The sequence below is a fragment of the Corallococcus sp. BB11-1 genome, from assembly GCF_026626625.1.
Classification (GTDB): domain Bacteria; phylum Myxococcota; class Myxococcia; order Myxococcales; family Myxococcaceae; genus Corallococcus; species Corallococcus soli.
The window spans coordinates 173,002-191,845 of sequence record NZ_JAPNJY010000029.1; the positions used below are offsets into that span (position 1 = coordinate 173,002).

20 protein-coding genes and 1 pseudogene are annotated in these 18,844 nt (G+C 71.1%); 8 read left to right on the forward strand and 13 right to left on the reverse strand.

Translation table 11 applies throughout. The annotated features are described in order from the left end of the window. Positions 1–12 precede the first annotated feature (12 nt). Complete coding sequence (locus tag OV207_RS25620; RefSeq protein ID WP_267557733.1) at positions 13–882, reverse strand: hypothetical protein; 870 nt, start codon at positions 880–882, stop codon at positions 13–15. A gap of 259 nt (positions 883–1,141) precedes the next feature. Here OV207_RS25620 and OV207_RS37825 point away from each other — a divergent pair. Both OV207_RS37825 and OV207_RS25625 read left to right on the forward strand, forming a co-directional pair. After that, positions 1,142–1,264: pseudogene (locus OV207_RS37825) on the forward strand (nitroreductase family protein); the annotation flags it as partial. 26 nt (positions 1,265–1,290) lie between these two features. Next, positions 1,291–1,665 carry a hypothetical protein gene (locus tag OV207_RS25625; RefSeq protein WP_420715261.1) on the forward strand — a complete coding sequence of 125 codons (375 nt, stop codon included), beginning with the start codon at positions 1,291–1,293 and terminating at the stop codon, positions 1,663–1,665. Between the two features lie 67 nt (positions 1,666–1,732). On the opposite strand, the gene OV207_RS25630 is transcribed toward OV207_RS25625, so the two are convergent. From OV207_RS25630 to OV207_RS25640, 3 genes are all read right to left on the reverse strand, one after another. Then, the gene (locus tag OV207_RS25630; protein WP_193347769.1) at positions 1,733–2,350 is read right to left on the reverse strand and encodes an MXAN_6652 family MXYO-CTERM-anchored protein; all 618 of its coding nucleotides are present in this window, start codon (positions 2,348–2,350) and stop codon (positions 1,733–1,735) included. A gap of 110 nt (positions 2,351–2,460) precedes the next feature. Then, on the reverse strand, positions 2,461–3,630 hold the full coding sequence (locus OV207_RS25635; RefSeq protein WP_267557734.1) for an MxcI protein: 1,170 nt from the start codon (positions 3,628–3,630) through the stop codon (positions 2,461–2,463). A gap of 301 nt (positions 3,631–3,931) precedes the next feature. Then, entirely contained in the window at positions 3,932–4,852 is a 921-nt protein-coding gene (locus OV207_RS25640; protein ID WP_267557735.1) for an RluA family pseudouridine synthase, read from the reverse strand. 95 nt (positions 4,853–4,947) lie between these two features. Between OV207_RS25640 and OV207_RS25645 the strand changes: the two genes are divergently transcribed. The 3 genes from OV207_RS25645 to OV207_RS25655 all read left to right on the forward strand — a co-directional run bounded on the left by OV207_RS25645 (position 4,948) and on the right by OV207_RS25655 (position 7,736). Further along, positions 4,948–6,183, forward strand: coding sequence for an MFS transporter (locus OV207_RS25645; protein ID WP_267557736.1), 1,236 nt, complete (start codon positions 4,948–4,950; stop codon positions 6,181–6,183). A gap of 92 nt (positions 6,184–6,275) precedes the next feature. Beyond that, positions 6,276–6,884 carry a 2,3-bisphosphoglycerate-dependent phosphoglycerate mutase gene (locus OV207_RS25650; RefSeq protein ID WP_193347765.1) on the forward strand — a complete coding sequence of 203 codons (609 nt, stop codon included), beginning with the start codon at positions 6,276–6,278 and terminating at the stop codon, positions 6,882–6,884. Positions 6,885–7,022: 138 nt separating this feature from the next. After that, entirely contained in the window at positions 7,023–7,736 is a 714-nt protein-coding gene (locus OV207_RS25655; protein ID WP_267557737.1) for a DUF4476 domain-containing protein, read from the forward strand. Between the two features lie 6 nt (positions 7,737–7,742). Here OV207_RS25655 and OV207_RS25660 read toward each other — a convergent pair whose 3' ends face one another. The 3 genes from OV207_RS25660 to OV207_RS25670 all read right to left on the reverse strand — a co-directional run bounded on the left by OV207_RS25660 (position 7,743) and on the right by OV207_RS25670 (position 9,364). Then, positions 7,743–8,339: a transposase gene (locus tag OV207_RS25660; RefSeq protein WP_267553613.1), complete on the reverse strand. Its 597-nt coding sequence runs from the start codon at positions 8,337–8,339 to the stop codon at positions 7,743–7,745. After that, on the reverse strand, positions 8,237–8,788 hold the full coding sequence (locus tag OV207_RS25665; RefSeq protein ID WP_267553615.1) for a winged helix-turn-helix domain-containing protein: 552 nt from the start codon (positions 8,786–8,788) through the stop codon (positions 8,237–8,239). The genes OV207_RS25660 and OV207_RS25665 overlap by 103 nt, the downstream gene beginning before the upstream one ends. 75 nt (positions 8,789–8,863) lie before the next feature. Then, a complete protein-coding gene (locus OV207_RS25670) occupies positions 8,864–9,364 on the reverse strand; it encodes a hypothetical protein (protein WP_267557738.1) in 501 nt (166 codons plus the stop codon). A 167-nt stretch (positions 9,365–9,531) separates the two neighbouring features. On the opposite strand from OV207_RS25670, the gene OV207_RS25675 reads away from it, so the two are divergent. Next, positions 9,532–10,983, forward strand: a complete 1,452-nt coding sequence (locus OV207_RS25675; protein WP_267557739.1) for a chondroitinase-B domain-containing protein — start codon at positions 9,532–9,534, stop codon at positions 10,981–10,983. Positions 10,984–11,104: 121 nt separating this feature from the next. Here the strand turns inward: OV207_RS25675 and OV207_RS25680 are convergent, their stop codons facing one another. From OV207_RS25680 to OV207_RS25690, 3 genes are all read right to left on the reverse strand, one after another. Further along, positions 11,105–11,500 (reverse strand): hypothetical protein, encoded by a 396-nt coding sequence (locus tag OV207_RS25680; protein ID WP_267557740.1) that lies wholly within the window; start codon positions 11,498–11,500, stop codon positions 11,105–11,107. 40 nt (positions 11,501–11,540) lie between these two features. Next, entirely contained in the window at positions 11,541–12,662 is a 1,122-nt protein-coding gene (locus OV207_RS25685) for a cytochrome-c peroxidase (RefSeq protein WP_267557741.1), read from the reverse strand. 195 nt (positions 12,663–12,857) lie between these two features. Next, the gene (locus OV207_RS25690) at positions 12,858–13,667 is read right to left on the reverse strand and encodes a hypothetical protein (protein ID WP_267557742.1); all 810 of its coding nucleotides are present in this window, start codon (positions 13,665–13,667) and stop codon (positions 12,858–12,860) included. A 225-nt stretch (positions 13,668–13,892) separates the two neighbouring features. Between OV207_RS25690 and OV207_RS25695 the strand changes: the two genes are divergently transcribed. After that, positions 13,893–14,900 carry an acyltransferase family protein gene (locus OV207_RS25695; RefSeq protein ID WP_267557743.1) on the forward strand — a complete coding sequence of 336 codons (1,008 nt, stop codon included), beginning with the start codon at positions 13,893–13,895 and terminating at the stop codon, positions 14,898–14,900. Between the two features lie 77 nt (positions 14,901–14,977). Here OV207_RS25695 and OV207_RS25700 read toward each other — a convergent pair whose 3' ends face one another. Further along, a complete protein-coding gene (locus OV207_RS25700) occupies positions 14,978–16,162 on the reverse strand; it encodes a tRNA-uridine aminocarboxypropyltransferase (RefSeq protein ID WP_267557744.1) in 1,185 nt (394 codons plus the stop codon). 111 nt (positions 16,163–16,273) lie between these two features. Here OV207_RS25700 and OV207_RS25705 point away from each other — a divergent pair, with 111 nt between their 5' ends. Further along, positions 16,274–17,008, forward strand: a complete 735-nt coding sequence (locus OV207_RS25705) for a 16S rRNA (uracil(1498)-N(3))-methyltransferase (protein ID WP_267557754.1) — start codon at positions 16,274–16,276, stop codon at positions 17,006–17,008. Here the strand turns inward: OV207_RS25705 and OV207_RS25710 are convergent. Both OV207_RS25710 and grxD read right to left on the reverse strand, forming a co-directional pair. Then, a complete protein-coding gene (locus OV207_RS25710) occupies positions 16,995–18,398 on the reverse strand; it encodes a DUF2914 domain-containing protein (protein ID WP_267557745.1) in 1,404 nt (467 codons plus the stop codon). The genes OV207_RS25705 and OV207_RS25710 overlap by 14 nt on opposite strands. A gap of 101 nt (positions 18,399–18,499) precedes the next feature. Then, positions 18,500–18,817 (reverse strand): Grx4 family monothiol glutaredoxin, encoded by a 318-nt coding sequence (gene grxD / locus OV207_RS25715; protein ID WP_193347755.1) that lies wholly within the window; start codon positions 18,815–18,817, stop codon positions 18,500–18,502. Between the last annotated feature and the right edge of the window lie 27 nt (positions 18,818–18,844).

Sequence of the window (18,844 nt, forward strand, 5' to 3'; positions counted from 1 at the left end):
TGTGAGGTCAGGTCAGAACTTCGGAGGGGTGACGTCGAAGGTGTAGGGCTTCTCCTCGGGCGGCCGGGGCTCCTTCGGCTCGGGGTTCGGCGCCTGCACTTCCGGGTGGGCCTTCAGGTAGGCGTTGAGCTTGCGGTTGAACGTCTCCGCCTTCTCGCCGCTGACGCGCCGGACGCGCTCCAGCAGCAGCCGCTCCTCGGCGCGGACGTACGGCTCCACCTCCTTGCGCGCCTCCAGCGAATCGCCCCGGTTCCACAGGAAGGCGCTGATGGCCTCCGCGCGAACGATGACGGAGGGGTGCGCGCCCGCCTGGTAGAGCACCTCCCGGTCGAACTCCGGATTCCGCAGGTACGCGATGCCGGCCACCGCCTTGGCCTGCAGGCGCGCCTGCTGGGCCTCTTCCTGGAGCTCCCCTTCGATGACCGTGCCCTTCGTGGGCAGCGGCATGCGGACGAACTCCGCGAGGAACTTCGCGCCCTCGTGGGTGCGCATCTCACCGAGCAGGCCCAGCGCGACCAGCGTGCGGCTGGCGTCGCCCTCCTTGTGCGTCTCCAGGATCTCCTCGGCGAAGGCCTGGATGATGTCCGGGTTGTCCGCGGCGGCGCGCAGCACCTGGCGCGCGTCCTCCTGCTCCAGCACCACGGACTGGCCCGCCCAGGTGATGAACGCCTGCACGCTCTTGCGGGCCTCCATCCCCGTCCCGCCCAACCCAGGCGGCTGGTGCAGCTTTCGGCCCGCGACGATGCGGCTGGGCGGGGTGCTCGAGCCCTGCTCCGAACCGGGCTGGGTCTCCGCCCCCATGGCCACGGAGCCCGACATCAGGCCCAGGGTCATGGCGGTGGCGCCTGCACGGGAGATGACTCGCCATTTGCGGCTTTGCATGGTCCTGCCTCCACTCCAGAAGTGTCGGAAGCCCTCACTTCACGCGCCGTACCAACCTGTCTCCGGCGCGGAAGGCAGGGCCTGGAGGAGGCAATGGCAATTCACGCCACACTCTGAAGAGAGGGGTTGGAACACCCCGGCACGTAAGCCCCTGCCGCGGGCGCCTGTTGCTGGCGGGACCACAAGGAGTGTTGCCCTTGTTGCCCGGCAGGCACGCCTTCTATCGTGACAGGCCCCTGCGCTGTGTTTGAGGAAACCCATGTTCGACTTCGAGGCGCTCGTGCGAAGCCGGTGTTCGGTCCGCCGCTTCCTGCCCACCCCTGTTCCTCGCGGACTGCTCGCGGAGGCGCTGTCACTCGCGCAGCTCGCGCCCTCCAACTCAAACATCCACCCTGGCGTCTGTTCATCGTGGAAGGCGAACGCATCGAGCGCCTGCGGGAGGCGCTGCGACAGGAGGTGCATTCAAATCCGAGGGAGCTGGCGCCGCTGCCCGCCTCCTTCCGGGCGCACCGCCGGGAGCTGGGGGCGCTCGTCTACGGAGCGATGGGGGTGGCCCGGGACGATGAGGCAGGGAGGGCGCGGGCGGCCCAGCGCAACTACGAATTCTTCGGCGCGCCGACGGCCGGCATCCTGTGCATGCACCGGGACCTGGGACTCGTGGACGCGGTGGGCGTGGGGATGTATCTCCAGACGCTGATCCTGGGACTGACGGCGCGCGGGATTGGCACCGTGGAAGGCAACGTGTCGTTCTTCGACACGGCGGTGGACCCCGTCTCGGGTTGAGCGTCCGCCACCACGGTGCCGGGCGTCAGGGTGGCGACGCCGGCACCGCTCACGGACTGGGAGTTCTTCAGCTCCGGCGGCGGCGCAGCAGTGCCAGCCCGGCCAGCGCCAGGCCCCACACGGGCGCGCTGCCCGCGGCGGAGCAGCCCCCTTCGTCGCCCTCCGGCGGGAGCGGGTCCACGACGGGCGTGCCCTTGCCCACCGTCACGCTCAGCGTCGTGGCCGCCGCGCGGTCCCCGTCACTCTTCTGGTCCGCGTTGGAGGAGTTGCCGGCCCCGAAGAGCTTGAGCGTGACATCCGTCGCAGGCGCGACGAGGGAGAAGTTGAAGCGCAGCTCGTTTCCCGTGAAGGCCAGCGGCGCGGAATGGACCAGCTCCGCGCCCAGCAGCTTCGTCCCGGTGCCGGCCTGGAGCTTCGCGTCCGCGCTGTCCACCGCGATGTCCGCCCCCCCCGTCTTCGCCGCTCCCCCCCGGATGATGAAGGTGTACTGGCCGGTGGCGCCCGGCTCCAGCGTCGTGGGGCCTTCCAACACGACGGTGGGGACATCCCCACCCTTGTGACACGTGCTGCACATCACGCCGTCCTTGCCGGACTGGCCGGTGATGCCCGTGCTGGTGGCGAAGGCCGGAGTGGCCCACAGCGACGAAACAGCGAACACGCCCGCGATACGGAACAGATGACGCATCGAATCTCCATGGAGGGTGAAACCAGGTGGTGCCTACGAGCCGGGCCCCCACCCGACAGGCTCTCGCCCGTCGGGCTCGGGGGCCCGGGTTGCTTCGATGAATGACGGTGCTAGCGCAACTGGACGAAGGAGAAGGACAGCCCCTGCGTGCTCACCGTGGGCTTGCCGCTCTCACCCAGCACGCGGAACGTCGTGGACGCGGCGCCCGCGCCGAACTCGGTGTAGAGCGTCTGGTTCTCCGACTCGAAGAGGAAGACGCTGCCGGAGGTGGAGGGGAAGTCCGCCTTGCGCGTCGCGGTCAGCGTGTCCAGCTTCAGCTCCCACCACTGCCAGCCGGTCCCGCTCGCCATCGTGCGCGGATGCGTGCCCTCGGTCACCGGGGCGATGCTCTCATCCAGCACGCGCACGTAGGCCGTCCCCGGCGCCCCGGGGATGAGCGCGCCCGCGGTGCCGCCGCCCACCAGGGCCGGGAGCGAGCGGTAGAAGGTCGCGTCAAAGGCACGCGTCTGGGGATCGAACTTGAGCAGGCACGGCTCCGGCGAGTCCGGGACCACGCGGAACACCGCCGCGCCATACGCCTCCGTCGCGATGTAGACCTTGCCATCCAGGCCGAGGGCCGCGTCGTGCGTGTAGCCGCACCGCTCATCCGTCGCGATGGTGGCCGTGTCCGTCGCCGTGTCGAGGGAGACCACGCCCGCCTTCTTCGTGATGCCCACGCCCGACACCGGACGCCAGCCCACGGGCATGATGATCTGCGAGCCCACGTGCACGACCGCGCCCGAGAAGGCCAGCACGGTGTCGGAAATCTCCAGCGCCTTCAGCGGAAGGGTGCCCGTCACGGTCATCGCCGTGGGGTTCCAGATGACGACCTGCGCGGTCGCTCCGTCGAAGAAGTATGCCTTCGTCTCGGAGACGAACTGGAAGTTGGCCTGGTACTCGCCCAGCGACGTCACACCCTGGGGCGCGAAGCTCACCGTGCCGGCCGCGTCCAGGCCCCCCGCGCCGTTGAGCGTGTAGCGCGTCACCACCGGGCTCTCGTCGCTCACCACGTAGAGCGAACCGGACTTGGGGATGCCCACGCCCAGCGCCCGGCCCGACACCTTGATGGCGTTGTCCAACGACAGCGACGCCGTCTGCTCCGCCTGGTTCGTCACGACGACGTAGCTCTGCACCGGGTCTTCAACGAGCAGCTGCGTGGTGATGGCATACAGCGACCCGTTGTCGTCGGTGCCCGGCTCCTCCGAGTCACCACAGCCCGTGAACAGGGTCAGGGCCAACACGGCGGCGGAGCGTCGCAAGGAAGGGAAGGCAACAGGATGCTTCATCGGAGAAGGCCTCTCTGCGGTGGAAGAAGGGGGACGTGTCATCCAACACGGACGCTTGTAGACAGCAGTCCGGCAATGAAAATGATAAGCATTCTCATTTTCAGGACGTACTAAATCCATCAATGCCTGATGTCAAGAGATAGGCCGATCAGCCCGGATGATAAGAAACTTCTTATTTTGAATGAGACGGCCGCCCCCCGTGGCGGGTGGCTGTCCTGGCGTTGAGCGGGCCTGCCCTGGTGGAGAGGCTTCGCCCTCAACCGCGCAGCACGGCCAGCCCACGCAGGAAGTCGTCGGGCAGCGGGGACTCCACCTGGATGAGCTGCCCCGTCGCGGAGGTGGGCACCTCCAGGCGCCACGCGTGCAGGGCCTGCCGTCCCACCGCGAGCGCGGCCGGGTGCGTGCGCGCCGCTGGCGTGCCGTAGACGGCATCTCCCAGCACGGGGAAGCCCGCTTCGGAGAGCTGCACGCGGATCTGATGGGTGCGGCCCGTGTCCAGGTCGATGTCCAGCAGGGCCCCGTCCCGGAACCGCTCGCGCACGGTGAACGTCAGGGCGGCCCTGCGCGCGGAGGGCACGCGGGTGGTGAAGCGGCGCGGGTCCTTGGGGTCGCGCGCGTACGGGCCCTCCAGCCGGCCGGTGTCCGGCGGCTGTCCCAGCACCAGCGTCTGGTAGCGCTTGTCCACGCGCTTCTCCTGGAACGCCTTCAGGAGCGCGGCCACGGCGTCATCCGTCCGGGCCAGCGCCAGACAGCCGCTCGTCTCCCGATCCAACCGGTGCACCACGCCCGGCTGGGCCACGCCCTCCACGTCGAACGGTGGGCAGCGCGCCGCGAGCAGCCCCACCACGGAGGGTGCGCGGCCCTCCGGCTCCACCACCAGCCCCGGCGGCTTGGCCACGATGATCAACGCCGCGTCGTCGTGCAGCACCGGCAGGTCGGGCCCCTCCAGCGAAGCGGCCGAAGAGGCGCGGGGCGCGGGCGTCTCCAGTTCCAACTCTTCCCCGCCCCACAGCTTGCGCGTGGCTTGCGCCTTCTTGCCCCGGATGCGCACCCGCCCCGACTCCAGCAGCGCGCGGGCCCGCTCGGGCGTGAGACCGGGGACATGCTTCGTGAGGAAGCGATCCAACCGCTCGCCTGCGATCTCACGGGGGACGACCAGGACCTTGTGCCGCGTCATGCCTCCCCCCGTCCCCCATGGCAGGCAGGGAGTCAACGTGTAGGCGTGCGCCCACCGAGCACGCGGGGAAGGAGCGCTGTAGAACCGGGCTCCCCGTGGCCTCCTCCCTGCTTTCGCGCGCGTCCTCCTTGCGGGCCCTGTCGCACCGTGACTTCGCCTGGCTGTGGACGGGCATGCTCGTGTCCAACATCGGCACGTGGATGGAGACCGTCGCGCTGGGCGTGTACGTGACGGAGGTGACGGGCAAGGCGGGGTGGACGGGCGGGGTCGCCGCGCTCGCCCACCTGCCGTCGCTCCTGCTCGCGCCCCTGGGTGGAGCGCTGGCGGATCGCTTCGACCGGCGAACCTTCATGGCGGTGTGCGTGTGCCTCCAGGGGCTGCTGGCGGCGCTGCTCACGGTGCTGGCCGCGACGGGAAACCTCACGGTGCCGTGGGTGGCGGCCATCTCGCTGCTCAACGGCGCCCTCAACACGCTGGTGATTCCGTGCGCCACCGCGCTCACGGTGGCGGTCGTCCCGCCGGAGGACCTGCACAACGCGCTCAGCCTGGACTCGGCGCAGTTCAACCTGGGCCGCATCATCGGGCCGGTGGTCGCGGCGCTCGTGCTGACGCAGGCGGGCATCGCCGGGGCGCTGTTCTTCAACACGCTGTCGTTCCTCGCGGTGCTGCTGGTGCTGGCCCAGATGAACGGCGCGGTGCAGGCGGTGATGCCGAAGCGGGAGGCGCTGTGGGCCGGCATCGTCCGGGGCATGAAGCTGGCGTGGGAGGACGCGGGCATCGCGCTGGCGCTGGGGACGTCGTTCTTCGTGGGGCTGCTCATCTCCCCGTTCGTGGGGCTGGTGCCGGTGTTCGCCCTCAAGGTGCTGGGGGGAGACGCGGCCACCACGTCGCTGCTGCTGACGGCGCAGGGCACGGGCGCGGTCCTCGCGGCCTTCGGGACGGGGGCCGTCGTGGCGAGGATGGGACGGCGGGGGATGCTGGAGGCGTCCGTGCTGCTCGTGGGCCTGTGCTCCGCGCTCTTCTGGCTGTCCCCCACCCTGCCCGTGGCGATGGTCGCCATGTTCTTCCTGGGCGCGGTGTACCTCGTGGCCTTCACGGGCTTGAAGACGGTGTGCCAGGCGAGGACGCCGCCGGAGCTCCAGGCGCGGGTGAGCAGCCTGTTCCTGCTGCTGGTGAACCTGGGCTACATGATGGGCGTCTGGGGCCTGGGCATGCTGTCGGACCGGCTGGGCGTGCGGCCCATCACCGCGGGGGCCGCCCTGCTCTTCTTCGGCATCGTGGCGCTCACGCGCGCCCTGCGGCCCCGGGGCCTGGCGGCGCTGGGCACCTGAGCGCCCCAGCGTGCCCGGGAACCAACGGGCCGGACAGGGGGAGCGGCCTTGCCCCTTTTCCCGCTCCCCCCGGATGCGCTAGCAGAGGGGGCATGCCCATCCTCGCCCTCGTCCGTCATGGTCAGTCCCTCTGGAACCACGAGAACCGCTTCACGGGCTTCGTGGACGTGCCCCTCACCGAGCAGGGCCGCAACGAAGCCCGCAAGGCCGCTGACGCCCTGAAGGGCCTGAAGTTCGACGTCGCCTACACCTCCGCCCTGAGCCGCGCGCAGGAGACGCTCAGCATCCTCCTGGACGCGCTGGGCCAGCGCCCGCCCGTCATCCGCGACGCCGCCCTCAACGAGCGGCACTACGGCGACCTCCAGGGCCTCAACAAGGCGGACGCTGCCAAGGAGTTCGGAGAGAAGCAGGTCCACATCTGGCGCCGCTCCTATGACGTGCCTCCCCCCAATGGCGAGTCGCTGGAGATGACCGCGAAGCGCGTGCTGCCCTTCTACGACCGCGCCATCGCCGGGGACCTGCGCCAGGGCAAGAACGTGCTCGTCGTGGCCCACGGCAACTCCAACCGCTCGCTGGTGATGCGCCTGGACAAGCTGTCCGGCGAGGCCGTGGTGGCGCTGGAGCTGGCCACCGGCGTGCCCGTCGTCTACGACGTCACCCCCGAGGGGCAGGTCGTCTCCAAGCGCGGCGCCACGCCCTGACGCATCAAGGCTGGGTCCCACGCGCTCCAGGGGCGCGGTGACGTGCCTTCCCGCGCGTCCGACGGAAGGGGGGTTGAATGTACGGCCCCCCGTCCCGTCTGATGCTCCGAGGTACGAACACCCCCAAGGATGCACATCATGAAGGCCCTGACCCTCGCTGTCGTGCTGCTCTCCTCCGCCGCCTCGCTGGCCCAGACCGCGCCGCGCACGGAGGGGCCCGTCAACGCCGCCGCGGCCGCCGCCGCCGAGCTGCGGCGCCCGCCGCCGCCGGGCCACTCCACGCCCCGGCCACCGCAGCCGATGCCGCCGCAGCCGCCCATGCGCAACCAGGCCGTCGTCGACCGCGAGGTGATGGAGCGCCGCATCGACAAGTTGGAGAAGGCGCTGCGCGACGCGATGGCCCGCACGCGGGACAACCAGGGCCGCGCCAGCATCCGCGCCGCGATGGAGGAGTTGGACAAGCTCAGCGAGTACGTGGACGACGCCGCGCCGTACGGCACGGGCCTGCCGCCCCCGCCGGGCAACTACCCGGGCCCGCAGCACCCGGTGCCGCTGCCGGTGGTGCGGCCCATCGCGGAGGCGCAGTTCCGCAGCCTCACCCAGGCGATGGCCCGCGAGAGCTTCGCGCGCGACAAGATGCGGGTGCTGGGGCAGGTCGCCCCGCGCGAGCACTTCCTGGTGACGCACGTGCTGACGGTGCTCAACCAGTTCTCGTTCTCCAACGACAAGCTGGAGGTGGTGCGGGTGATGCGGCCCACGCTGCTGGACATGAACAACAGCTATGAGCTGTTCCAGGCGTTCCCCTTCTCCTCGGACAAGCAGAAGCTGCAGGAGATCCTGGACGGGCGCTAACCCCCTTCAGGGAAGTCCGGTAAGGCGCAAGCCAGCGTGAAGGAAGAAGGCGGCGAGAACGTCGTGGCGGTGGCCCAGGCGCACGAATGAAGCGCGTGCCTGGGCGCGCAGCTCGACGACAGAGTCGGGCGTGGCATTGCGCAGCTCGGCCTTCACCACGCCGTTGCAGCCCTCCTCGGGATTGAGGTCTGGCGCGTAGCCTGGCAGCCGCTCAAGGCGGAAGTCCTCGGGGTGGCGGGCGACGAAGTCGAGCGTCTCGGCACTGTGGTGCTGGTTGAGGCCGTCCCACACGATGGTGAGAGGACGGCCCACCTTCCCGCGGAAGTAGCGCAGGGCCGCGATGATGTCCTGGCTGGTGAAGCTGCCCTCTCGGTGGCGCGAATACAGGCGCGCCGGCCTGCGGCCGTACGGAGCAACGAGGGCGACGATGCTGGAGACTTCGCGCCGCTTGTCACGACGGCGCAAGGTGGGCGGATGCCCGACGGGCGCCCAGGTAGACGCTACGCGGGCCCGAAACGAACTACCTGTCTCGTCCACGAAGGCAATGGCCCGCCCGCTTCTTCGAGCCCCCTTTTGATGCGGGGCCAGTCGCGCTTCAGCCATGCCTCCACCAACGCATCGTTACGCTCCTTGGCTCGCGTGCGGGGCTGCTGCGGACTCAAACCCAGCCGGTGAAGGCGCTCGGCCAGGTAGTTGGGGTGGTAGCGCACTGCGAACGTGCGGTGGATGAGGTGCGCCACTCGCGTCAGCGTCCAGCGCTCGGTAGGGAAACCGCAGGTGCGCGCCCCTGCCCCTACCAGCTCCGCCACCTGCCGCCATTCCCCCGAACTCAACTTCGACGGCCGGCCCGTGCGCGGCCTCGCCTTCAACCCGCGTGGACTGCCGCCTGCCTCGTGCAGTCGCCGCGCCCAACGACTGACGGAGGCCTCGCTGACACCCACACGGCGCGCCACCTCCGCCTGCGACAGGTGCCCCCGTCGCAGGAGTTGTCCGGCTGCAAGCCGCCGCTCCTCAAGCTGCTGCGCCGTCCAGTGCTTTGGCTGCCACGCCATGGACGCCACCTCTCCATGACGTAACCGGTAGCCCCTTACCCGACTTCCCTGAAGGGGGTTAGCAGGCCCCCAGGCTCATCGCCGGGAGAGCGCGGACCAGATGGCCCGCGCCTCCGGTGAGTCCACGGTCGCGTGGACGCTGGCCACCACGCGACCGTCCTCATCCAGCGCCAGGACATAGGGCGTGCGGCTGGAGGCGAGGCCCAGCGCCTTCGCCATTCCGCCGTTCTTGTCCAGCCAGGTGTCCTTCCAGAAGCCCTCGGGCACATGCTTCTTCGCCTTCCCCCGCGCCGCGCCCTCGCTGACGATGAACGGCAGCTTGAGGGTGATGAGCGACTGGCGGCGCACCGTGTCCGGCATCCGCGTGTCCGCCTCCGCGAACCACCCGCGCATGGCCTCGCCCGCGTCCTTGTCGGTGATGATGACCACCAGCGCGGGACGCCCCTTCAGCTCCTCGCTCGCGTGGGCCCCTTCGGTCAGGTCCCGGGCGGAGAAGGCCGGCAGCGGCTGTCCCGCCGGAGGGAGCGCGAACGCGCCCGGGGACAGCAGCAGCGCCCCCGCGAGCCCCGCGCCCATGAGTGTCGAACGGCCCCGCCGCGAGAACCTGGAATGGCATGCCATGAGACACGAGGTGCTCACGCGCGCGTCGCCTCCCTAGCGACCGGGAGCCCTGCGACCGGCCGGCTGCCTGCCGCATGGGAATCCGATAGGGTCTTTTTCCCCTCCTCCCCCGGAGTCCCCTGATGCGGACCACCTCCCTCGTCCTGCTCCTGCTGCCCCTGACTGGCGGCGCGGCGGTGAAGAACGTCTCCAACGTGACCGAACTCCAGGCCGCGCTCGCCTCCGCGAAGGCCGGTGACGACATCGTCCTGGCGAACGGCACGTACACCGTCAACGCGAACCTGAACTGCCAGGCGGAGGGCACCCAGAGCCTGCCCATCACCGTGCGCGCGGCGAACCGTCACGGAGCGCTCGTGCGCTTCAACGCGGTGGAGGGCTTCAAGGTGTCCGGCCGGTACTGGACCTTCGACGGGCTCACCGTGGAGGGCATCTGCGCGAACGACAACGACTGCGAGCACGCCTTCCACGTCACCGGCCATGCGGAGGGCTTCGTGCTGCGAAACAGCCGCGTGCGCGACTTCAACTCACAGCTGAAGTCGAATGCGCAGAAGAACGACGCGGGCGTCTGGGAGATCCCCCACCGGGGCCTCATCGAACACAATGAAATCTACGACACGCGTGCCCGCGTGACGGGCAAGCCGGTGAACAAGCTGAACATCGACACCGGCGAGGACTGGGTGGTCCGCGACAACTACCTGCATGACTTCTCCAGGCAGGGCGGCATCGCCCACGGCGCCTTCATGAAGAGCGGCGGCAAGCGGGGCCTCTTCGAGCGCAACCTCGTCGTCTGCGCGAAGGACCGCGCCCTGGCGGACACGAGCATCGGCCTGTCCTTCGGCGGAGGCGGGACGGGTGCCGCGTTCTGCGCGCCGGCCTTCGATGCGTCGGTGCCGTGCACGCCGGAGCACTCGGACGGGGTGCTGCGCAACAACATCGTCGCCAACTGCTCCGACGTCGCCGTCTACCTGAACAAGGCCACGAACACGCGGGTGCTGTTCAACACGTTCGTGGGCACCACGGGCGTGGACTTCCGCTTCGCCGCCTCCACCGGAGAGGCCCACGGCAACGTGCTGTCGTCCGTCATCCGCGTGCGCGAAGGCGGCACCTTCACCGCGGGCACGAACCGGACGAACGTGACCACCGCCACCTGGGCCTCCTGGTACGTGGCGCCGCTCAAGGGGGACCTGACGCTCAAGGGCGACGTGTCGACCCTCATCGGCGCCGCCGCGCGGAACGCGTCGGTGCCGGACGACTTCTGCGCGAGGCCCCGGCCGGCGACGGCGGCGTACACGCTGGGCGCGCTCGAACATTCGCTGGGCGACTGCGCGGCGGATGCGGGCTCGCCTGACGCCGGAACGGGCGGCACGGATGCTGGAACGGGCGGCACGGCCGACGCAGGCTCGGGCGCCGCGGACGCGGGCACGGGGGGGGGGACGGACGCGGGCACGGGCTCCAACCCGGACCCGCAAGCGCCGGAGGAGGATGAGGGAGGGTGCAGCGCGAGCCCGGGCCTGCTGCCCATGCTCCTCACGCTGCTCGTGCCGCTGGCCCTGCGCCGCCGCGCCCGGCGTTAGCGGCGACGCGTCCGGGCCCAGCCTGCCGCCCGACGCTGGCGAAGACACAAGGGGCCCTGCTCGACAGGGACGTGGGCCGCGAAGGTCCACGTCCCCACGGCGAGCCCGGTGTCCGGACGCATCAGAACGCGGTGGACGTGAACAGCCCGCGACCGATGGCCATGACGCCACCCGCGATGAACACCAGCGACAGCACGGTGCCCACCAGGGGCAGCACGTAGCCCGGCGGCGTGCGCCGACGGTTCGCCGACAGGCAGCCCTGGAGGACACCGACCGCGAGCACCATCATCACGATGTGGCCGATGAGCGCCGGGTAGTAGCCGCGCGTGACGAGCACCCCGATGCCCACGAGCACCTGCAGTTGGACGAAGCCGGAGTAGGACGCGCCGATGATGCGCCCCACCTTGTCGAACGGCTTCTTCGTGGCGACGCCGAACGCGAAGTACGCGAGCGCGATGACGCCGGACAGCAGCGCCAGGTAACGGAGCCCCGAGTGGAGATGGAAGAAGAAGGTCATGGGGCGGGAGGTTTACCACCCGCCGGCCAGGACGCGACGTTCAAGACGGATCCGGCTTGGGGGTGCGCTTCGTGCTCGGAGGCAGCGGCGGCGCGGAGATGTGCTCGGCCGGGGGCAGCTCGCCCGTGAGGCTCTTGAGGAACGCCACCATGTCGTCCACCTCGCCGTCCTTCAGCGTGCGCCCCAGTTGGTAGCGCCCCATCAGGCGCACCATGGTGGGCAGGTCCTCCACGCTGCCGTCGTGCAGGTAGGGCCCCGTCTTCTCCACGTTGCGCAGGGTGGGCACGCGGAAGAAGCCCCGGTCGTCCTCGTTCTTCGTCGCGTCGAAGCGGCCCGCGTCGGTGAGCTTCGGGTATTCCTCCACCAGCCCCAGCTTCTGGAACGACGTGCCGCCCACCGCGGGGCCGTTGTGGCACGTGGTGCAGCCGGTGGTGACGAAGGCCTCCAGGCCGCGCTGCTCCGCGACGCTGAGGGCCGCGTGCTCGCCCGCGAGGAAGCGGTCGAAGCGCGACGTCGTGGTGAGCGTGCGCTCGAAGGCGGCCAGGGCCCTGGCGGCGTGCGACAGCGTCACCGGCTTGGATTGCTTGGGGAAGGCGGCGCGGAAGCGCGCGGTGTACTCGGGCATGGAGGACAGCGTGGCTTCGACGTGCTTCGCGCCGGGCATGGCCATCTCCACCGGGTTCATCATGGGGCCCTCCGCCTGGGCCTCCAGCGTGGCGGCGCGGCCGTCCCAGAACTGCGCGATGTGGCGCGCGGCGTTGTAGACGGTGGGCGAGTTGCGGCTGCCCTTCTGGCCCCGGTGTCCGTCCGACAGCGCCTTGTTGTCCACGCCGAAGGTGTCCAGGCCGTGGCAGGTGTTGCACGACACGTCATGGTTCTTCGACAGCCGGGGCTCGTGGAAGAGCATGCGCCCCAGGGCCACCTGCGCCTCGGTGTCCACGGGAAGCGGCGCTTCGTTGCGCGGCGCCTGGAAGAAGTGCGAGGCCAACTTCGCCACCGCGGCGGCATCCGGCACCGCGGGCGGCGCGGGCGGCTTCACGGCGGCGGCGGCGGGCACCGGCGCGGGCGCGGCGGGCGCTTCCGGAGAGCGCTCACAACCGGCGAGCGTGCCAAGGCCCAGGGCGGACAGGGTGAACCAGGGAAGCAGTCGAGTTCGCAGCATGTGGAGGGAGCCTTCCGCGAGCGACACAGCGCGGGCGCAGCGTACCAGCGCCCTGCCTCTATCGCGCCCTGACGGAACGTCGCATCCCCCACCCTGCCTACCGGTGTCCATCAGTCCGGCGCCTGCCCGGGCAGCGACCCGCCGGACGGGGCCCACGGTCCCTGCGGAACAAGACCCTCGCCGCTACCCCTTCCTCTACGGTGCCGGCGAGGTGCCGGGAGCCCGGACCGGGGCATCCGCCTGGAAGCGGAGGCCCGGACGGGAAGCGAAGACCACGGAGGACGACGGATGCAGGACGATGCGGGCGACAAGGGGCGTGAGGTGGAGGTGCTCGTCTGTCGCAAGTGCCTGACGAAGTGCGCCCGGAGCGGGGGCCAGGACCTGCCGCGCTGGCTCCAGGGGGAGCTGGCCGACCGCGGCCTCGCCGGGCAGGTCCGCGTCATGCCCACCGGCTGCATGAACCAGTGCCCGCGCCGCCAGGTCACCGTGCTCGTCACCGACACTGGAGACCCCGAGGGACGCCTGCTGCTCGTCGAGCCGCGGATGCAGCGCGACCTGCTGCTGAAGTTCGTGGAGCGCCGCGCCCGCCCTGACGCGCCGGAGCCCCCCACCACCACCACCGCGAGCGACGGCGACGCTCCGGGGCGGGGGCAGCAGCACCTGGGTGATGAAGCGATCCACGAGGAACGCGGCCACTAGCCCGGTGGCCGTGCCCGCCGCGTCCCACGCCAGGTCCTTCATGGAGAAGGCGCCGCCGCGTGCGCGGTCGTACACCTCCTTGGCGACCCCCACGCCCAGCCCCACCCCCGCGCCGGTGAGGGCCCGTGCTCCCGGTGTGTCGAAGACGAGCGCGCCCGCCCCGTAGCCCACCCCGGACGCGGCCAGGCACGCGGCGAAGTGCTTGGGTTTGTCGGGGCCAAACCAGTCATCCCCTGCCTGGGCGACAGCGGAGGTCGGGGCGACGAGGAGCGCGAGGGCGGAGACGAAGGCGGTGCGCGGGGACATGCATCCATCCTGTAGCATCCGGGAGCGGAGGTGCGACCCTCTCCCCGAGTGAAATATGGGGCGGACCTGAAGCCTGCCAACCCTCACGGTTGGTGCGTTTTGGAGACGAGGCCCACTGCTGGGTTTATGCTCGCGAGCGCTTTGAACGGACTCGGCGCCTCGCTCAGCTTCCGGCAGACCCGTCACCCCGCGCTCGATGGTGCGCGGGGTCTGGCTGTTGTCGCCATGGTGATGGGGCACACGCTGGATGCGCTGCTCGCTCCCGCGCTCCGCGATCACCCGTGGGTCCAGCGCTACTGGGAGCTGCGGGGCATCACCGCGCCGCTGTTCCTGCTGGTGAGCGGCTGGGCGGTGGTGATGGCGCTGGGCACGCGTCCCGGCGCGGCGAAGGACTCCTTCGGGCGTCGGATCCGCCGGGCGCTGCTGCTGTTGTTCCTGGGGTACCTGCTGCACTGGCCGGGCTGGGGCGCGGTGCGCGACCTGGGCTACTCCAACGCCATGCTGGCCAAGGTGTTCCAGTTCGACGCGCTCCAGTGCATCGGGGCGGCGCTGCTGGTGGGCGCGTTCGCGCTGGTGCTGACGCCGAACCTGGGCGCGCGGGCGCTCGCGCTGGGCGGGCTGGCGGTAGGCATCCCCCTGGCGAGCGCCGTGCTCTGGAAGGCAGGCGCGCTCCTGCCGGTGCCGGTGCAGCAGTTCATCGGCAACGGCGAGGGCAGCCGCTTCCCGTTCTTCCCGTGGGCGGGCTTCTTCTTCGCGGGCGCCTTCGCCGCGCACGCGCTGCACCTGCTGAAGCCGGGCTGGCCCCAGGGGCTCGCGCTCATCGCGCTGGGTGGGGGGCTGCTGGCGCTCACCCGCTGGGTGCCCGTCGAGTGGACGCCCACCAGTCCCACCATGGTGATGTTCCGCGTGGCGCAGGGCCTGCTGGTGCTGGGCGCGGTGAACCTGCTGCCGCGGCGGCTGAGCGGGCTGCTGGCGCCGCTGGGACGGCTGTCGCTGTGGCTCTACGTGCTGCACCTGCCGGTGGTGTACGGCTGGGCGGACATCGCCGGCCTCGCGCAGCGCATCGGGCCCCGGCTGGGCATCGCGGCGGCGCTGGGCGTGTCCGTGGCGCTGCTGGCGGGCTGCTACCTCGTGGCCCGCCTGGGTCGCTGGGTGCGCGAGCAGGCCCAGCCCTGGCGCTCCGGCTCCACGACGCTGGGCGCCAGCGTGGGCACCGCCCGCCTGGGCCAGTAGCGCACGGCCCGGCCTCGCCGAGACGCCCCCGCGTCACCCCACGGGCCCCGCGGCGTCCCGCGTCCTGATGCGCCGGCTCAGCCCTCCGTGCCGGTGCGAGGCAGCCGCGCCGGAGGCTGCGTCGCCAGCCCCCGGGCCACCAGCTCCCGCACCACGGACTCCAGCGCGGCGATGCGCCGGCCCGCGCGCCCCTGGGCCCACGGCGCCACCGCCGGAGCCCCGAGCATCTCCACCGCCTGCTCCACCCCACCCGCCTTGCCCTTGAGCGCCCGCGCCGTGGCGAGCCGCACGTTGCGCGCCGCCTTGCGCGACAGGCCGCCGCTCCACAGCAGGTCCAACGCGAAGGTGGTCCACACGGTCAGCTCGTCCTCCGGGCGCAGGAACGCCTCGAAGCGCGCGAGCGCCTGCGCACGGGGCTCCCCCGCGCGCAGCGCCTCCTCCGACAGCTCCACGTGCAGCGGCGTGCTGTAGGCCAGCGGCTGCTCCGGCGCGATGACCGCCTCGAAGCGCTCCCCGGTGGAGAGCCGGCGCGCGACCAGGTGCACCAGCTCCGGCGGGATGTCCGCCTCCAGCGGGTGCGCGTTGGCCTCCGCGTAGAAGAGCACCAACTGCTCGGAGGCCTCCGCCAGCGAGCGCAGCTCCAGGGGCGGACGCCACTCGCCCTTGTAGATGCGGCGGCGGCCCGGCCCCGAGCGCGTCTCCTGCCGCTCCAGCTGCGTGTCCACCATGAACTCGAACGCGCCCAGCATGCGGTCGAAGTGCTCCGGGCGGCCTTCCAGCTGGCCCAGGATCTCCGCCACCGCCTCGATGGTGGAGACGCAGTGGTCGGCGGGCTCGGCGCGGATGCGGTAGTTGCTCGGGCGGCGCGGCACGAAGCCGATGCGCGGCAGGCCCGCGAGCAGCGGGTTGCGCATCACCACCTTCTTCGCCTGCGGCCAGGTGCCGTCCACGACGATGAGCGTCTGCGGCGGGTTCACCCGGGCGTCCTCCACGGAGATGGCGTCCTCGCCGGGGAAGAGCACGGCGACGCGCTCCGGGTTGCGGGCCAGCTCCTCCAGCCGCGCGTGGCCGGTGAAGTCCACGCCCCGGTGCAGTTCGGAGTTCGGCAGCGACAGGTGGGCCATGCGCGCCGTGCCAATGGCCACGCGCCGCTCCCGGGGGTGCTGGAGGAACACCACGCGCGTGCGCGTCTCCAGTTGGGGAACGTGCGCGCAGTAACACGCGCTCTCGGGACGCAGGCAACGGACGCAGAAGGAACGCACGCCGGCCCTTTATCACGCTCCCGCGCGGACGGCCCGGGGCCAGGGCCCGGACGCAGGCAGGCAGGACGCCCCCTCCCCTACCCGCCCGGGAACGGCTACATGGGGCCTACCGTGAACCTGCTCCTGCTCCTGGACGAGGACTTCCAGCCGGATGGCACCGCCCGGCTCACCGGGCGCCGCGCCCAGCACGCCCGCGACGTCCTCAAGGCCGAAGCCGGCGAATCCCTGCGCGTGGGTCGCCTGGACGGCCTCACCGGCACGGGCGAGGTGCTTCAGAACGCCCCCGGCCTGCTCCACCTGCGCGTCACCCTCACCGACGCCCCACCGCCCCGCGCGGGCGTGGACCTGCTGCTGGCCATCCCCCGCCCCAAGGCCCTCAAGAAGGTGCTGCCCGCCGTGGCCTCCCTGGGCGTGGACCGGGTGGTGCTGGTGAACGCGGCCCGCGTGGAGAAGAGCTACTTCGACTCCAAGGTGCTGGACGCGGCCTTCGTGCGCGAATTGCTCCTCCAGGGCCTGGAGCAGGCCCGGGACACGCGCCCCCCGGAGGTCCTGGTCCGCGAGCGCTTCCGCCCCTTCGTCGAGGACGAGCTGGACGCCGTCTTCGGCACCGAAGCGCTGCGCCTGCTCCCCCACCCCCCGGCGAAGCAGCCGTTGCAGGCGGCGGGGGTGGCCGAGGCGCGGCGGGTGGTGCTCGCCATCGGGCCGGACGGAGGCTGGGTGCCCTTCGAGGCGGAGCTGCTGGAGGCCCACGGCTTCCAGCCCTTCTCCCTGGGCCCCCGCATCCTGCGCGTGGAGACCGCCGTCCCGGTGCTGCTGGGTCAGGTGACGCTGCTCAAGGCGCCGTAGGCCCCGGCTCCACCACGCCCTGGGGCTCGGCGGACGGCGCCTCCGGGACGGCCGGCGCCGCGCGCGGGTGGCTCTTCTCCCACTCCGCCAGCGCAATGGGCTTGATGACCTTCAGCGCGGACACGTCCACGGTGGTGGGGCGCGGCTCCGTGCGCGTGTCGGGCGTGACGGTGAAGCCCAGGCGGTTGATCTCATGCCCGTCCTCCGTCTCCAGCACCACGCGCCAGTCCCCCGGCTTCGGCGTGGTGCCCGGCTGCGCGTAGTAGCGGTAGCCGCCCTCCGTGCCGTTGCTGCTGACCGTGGCGAGGAAGCCGTTGCCCTGCTGCGTCCAGCCCTTCTGCGGGTGGTCGTGATACCAGCGCACGCGCACGCGGTAGCGCTCGAAGCCCTTGGGCGCGAAGATGCGGAAGAAGTACACCGGCTGCTCGCCGGGCCGCACGGTGAAGTCCTGGTCGCCGTGGTGCCACAGCGTCCAGACCTTCCACCACGGCCGCTGCTCCGACGTCAGGTGGTACACGCCCGGTGAGACGCGCTTCACCTGGTGGTAGATGCCGCTGTACTGCACCGCCAGGGGCACCGGCGGAATCACGCCCAGGAAGTAGCACCCGAGCAGCGCCGCCTGCGCGCCGAAGCCCGGCACCGCCACCGTGCGCAGGAGCGCCTTCTCATCCGGGCGCCAGCGCTTGAGCAGCCGCAGCATGCCGTAGATGCTGCCGGAGCCCAGCGCCACGGACAGCGTGAAGATCCACCACCCCACCCGGCTCAGCAGCACCGGCAGCAGCGACGCGAAGTAGAGCGTCACGCACAGGCTGAAGAGGGCCACGCGGATGACGGGCCCCAACTGCCGGAAGCGCGGCAGCTCGTTGGCCACCAGCAGCGAGAACATCACCGCGAGGAACAACAGGGGCGTGATGCCCGACGAGCTCTTGAACAGGAAGAGCGTGAAGGCGCTGAGCAGGCTGCCCAGGAGGAAGTGCACCGCGTCCTCGCGGAAGCGCCAGACCTTCGCGAGCAGCTTCGGCGGCTCCGCGTCCGCCGTGTAGCGCTGCTCCAGCATCAGCAGGCCCGCGAGCAGCGCCAGGTAGACGAAGTTCTGCACCATCGTCTGCTTGTCGTCGATGGAGCTCAGCGTGAGGACGTCGTAGAGGAAGCCCGCGAAGAAGAAGAGGGCCATCTCCTGCTTCTCGTACTTCGCACGGAAGGCCTGCACGCGGTCCACCAGCGTGGGCGCCTTCTCCGTGCTGACGAGGTCGTCCGGGTCCACGACGGCGGCCGACGTGGCGACGGCGACGTTCGCGGCCGGCGGCGACGTGCCCCCCGCGACCGGAACCCCGGGCACTTCGGTGGACTCGTCCTGCGGCTTGGATTCAGGTGGTGTGACGGTGAGCAAGGCGGCGGGACCCCTCTAGGCGACCGCCGCCCATCCTAAGCGGGGGACGGGGCCCGGGTCTCCCCCGGGCCCGCACGCCCCCCTGCTTCGGGGTGCCGTGACTACTTGCCGCCGGCGGCGACCAGGGCCTGGAGCTCGTCCCGCTCCGCCAGCTCCGTCAGGATGTCCGAGCCGCCCACGAACTTCCCGTGGATGTAGACCTGCGGAATGGTGGGCCAGTTGGAGTAGTCCTTGATGCCCTGGCGCACCGCGGGGTCCGCCAGCACGTCCACCGTGTGCACCGGCCCCAGCGGCTGCAGCAGCTGGAGCGCCCGCGCGGAGAAGCCGCACTGGGGGAACAGCGCGTTGCCCTTCATGAAGAGCACGATGGGGTGCGACTTCACCGTCTGGTCGAACTGGGCCTTGAGCGTCTCATCCATGGAACGTTGCTCCTTCTTCAGCGGGGC

Excerpts from the sequence above, each read along its gene's own strand:
- OV207_RS25670 (WP_267557738.1), bottom strand. The coding sequence starts at position 9,364 with ATGGGCGCGGGGCTCGCGGGGGCGCTGCTGCTGTCCCCGGGCGCGTTC.
- OV207_RS25660 (WP_267553613.1), bottom strand. The coding sequence starts at position 8,339 with ATGGCTGAAGCGCGACTGGCCCCGCATCAAAAGGGGGCTCGAAGAAGC.
- OV207_RS25680 (WP_267557740.1), bottom strand. The coding sequence starts at position 11,500 with ATGACCTTCTTCTTCCATCTCCACTCGGGGCTCCGTTACCTGGCGCTG.
- grxD (WP_193347755.1), bottom strand. The coding sequence starts at position 18,817 with ATGGATGAGACGCTCAAGGCCCAGTTCGACCAGACGGTGAAGTCGCAC.
- OV207_RS25665 (WP_267553615.1), bottom strand. The coding sequence starts at position 8,788 with ATGGCGTGGCAGCCAAAGCACTGGACGGCGCAGCAGCTTGAGGAGCGG.
- OV207_RS25675 (WP_267557739.1), top strand. The coding sequence starts at position 9,532 with ATGCGGACCACCTCCCTCGTCCTGCTCCTGCTGCCCCTGACTGGCGGC.
- OV207_RS25620 (WP_267557733.1), bottom strand. The coding sequence starts at position 882 with ATGCAAAGCCGCAAATGGCGAGTCATCTCCCGTGCAGGCGCCACCGCC.
- OV207_RS25640 (WP_267557735.1), bottom strand. The coding sequence starts at position 4,852 with ATGACGCGGCACAAGGTCCTGGTCGTCCCCCGTGAGATCGCAGGCGAG.
- OV207_RS25685 (WP_267557741.1), bottom strand. The coding sequence starts at position 12,662 with ATGCTGCGAACTCGACTGCTTCCCTGGTTCACCCTGTCCGCCCTGGGC.
- OV207_RS25695 (WP_267557743.1), top strand. The coding sequence starts at position 13,893 with ATGGTGATGGGGCACACGCTGGATGCGCTGCTCGCTCCCGCGCTCCGC.
- OV207_RS25650 (WP_193347765.1), top strand. The coding sequence starts at position 6,276 with ATGCCCATCCTCGCCCTCGTCCGTCATGGTCAGTCCCTCTGGAACCAC.
- OV207_RS25655 (WP_267557737.1), top strand. The coding sequence starts at position 7,023 with ATGAAGGCCCTGACCCTCGCTGTCGTGCTGCTCTCCTCCGCCGCCTCG.
- OV207_RS25630 (WP_193347769.1), bottom strand. The coding sequence starts at position 2,350 with ATGCGTCATCTGTTCCGTATCGCGGGCGTGTTCGCTGTTTCGTCGCTG.
- OV207_RS25690 (WP_267557742.1), bottom strand. The coding sequence starts at position 13,667 with ATGTCCCCGCGCACCGCCTTCGTCTCCGCCCTCGCGCTCCTCGTCGCC.